This window comes from Piscirickettsia salmonis LF-89 = ATCC VR-1361, from assembly GCF_000297215.2.
Taxonomy (GTDB): domain Bacteria; phylum Pseudomonadota; class Gammaproteobacteria; order Piscirickettsiales; family Piscirickettsiaceae; genus Piscirickettsia; species Piscirickettsia salmonis.
The window spans coordinates 1-1,563 of record NZ_AMFF02000225.1; the positions used below are offsets into that span (position 1 = coordinate 1).

General features: G+C 37.5%; 1 protein-coding gene. It reads right to left on the bottom strand.

What is annotated here, in order from left to right; genetic code table 11:
* On the bottom strand, positions 1–1,563 hold a 1,563-nt coding region (locus tag C200_RS15895), incomplete at both ends, for a hypothetical protein (RefSeq protein WP_033923838.1).

Genomic DNA, 1,563 nt, shown 5'->3' on the forward strand with positions numbered 1-1,563 from the left:
AGGTAGCGACGCTTACGAGCAGGTTTAATTTCATCTGTAGTAGACTGAGTAGCGGATATTTCCGGCGTTTGAGGTAGATTATTTGCGTGTATAGGTTGGCTGGGGGGTATTAAGCTGAATATTGTTGCAACGTGCTTTTTGGCATTTTGTAATGCTTCAAACTCTGTGCCCTTTAGTGCGGTTAATACTTGTTGTTGTATCAAGTCTATGATTTGAGCAAAGTTGTCACAGTTGCCTTTTTCAGATAACTGTAACAGTTGATGAGCGAAAATTTCCATGATATGTGTTGGATGGAATACTCTTAATGGTTGAAAACACATGCTTACACCATCAACCAACATTAAGCTGGTTCTTAGTGGTTCAAGGGATAAGTTACGTTTTTTAAGATTGCTCAGCGCTTGCAATAGTTGGCGTGTTTGTCTTGCCCTATCGCCTGCTTGTACGCTCTTGTGACAGATCGTGCAATGTATAGCTAGTTTTAACATTGTTAACCAACCTAATGCTTCGCCTACTCTATATTGAGAAATAGCGTGTGGATTTCGCATGGTACGGGTATGACTAAGTTGCTGTTGATACTCTTGAATTATACCTTGATAGGCAAGAGCAGGATGCATATAGAATGGTAATATTGCGGCACTATCTTGCTTATATATGTTAATTACAGAGAGCTTGGCTAAAGTATCAATCAGCCGGATTAATTTTTCTAATTCATTGCCTCCTTGATTTTGTATAGCACTAACATACAACCCGCGATAAATAGAAATAAGGTGCTGCGATGTGGCGATATCGTGACCATTGGCTAAGGCAACAAGTAAATCAAGTTTTTCTTGGGAAATTCCTTCTTTAACGATTGCTGTAATTAAAAAACCACAGGCAGCGACCTGGCGACGCTCTCCTTTATAACGTGTGCTTGAAGCCTTATCGATAATCCCTGCCTCGCTAAGGCACAGTGCCAACTTAAAAAATCCACTATACACCAAACATTGTAAAGCATTAACCCGTAGAGATGTGTCAAGGAAGTCAATTTTAAATGTTTCTTTAGCGTGTGGAAAGTGTATTTTTTGTTTATATAATACAGTAAATAGCCAGACAGCAAACTCTTCATCATCATACTTATATACATGATTGATAAGATGTTGCATAAAGCTTTGTCTTGTATTTTCAAAGAGAATTCTGTCAGGGTTTAAGTCCAGCCTATCTAGTGTTACTAATAGCCTAACATTGCCAAATTCAATTGCGGTTTTAATCAGGAGAACTAGGATATTTTTATGATGCTTTGCACCTGAAATTAATGTATCTTTTTGTGATATTAAGATATTTTTAAGGGTTTCACTATTTTCTGGTCGGCAGAGCATTATTAATGATTCTGTATCTAAATCAAATAATATGCATTCATTTGCAAAAATTTTTGCCTGTAAATATTGATCAAAGCCAGGAATATCTCCGGCTTTTAATGTGTCTTGTAGTTTATCAATAGTATGACGCCGATTAAGTGCTCTGTTGAGGATAATCTCTAGTTCGTCTTCTGCAGTGAGTGTTGGGGATTTATAGCACTCAACGAAT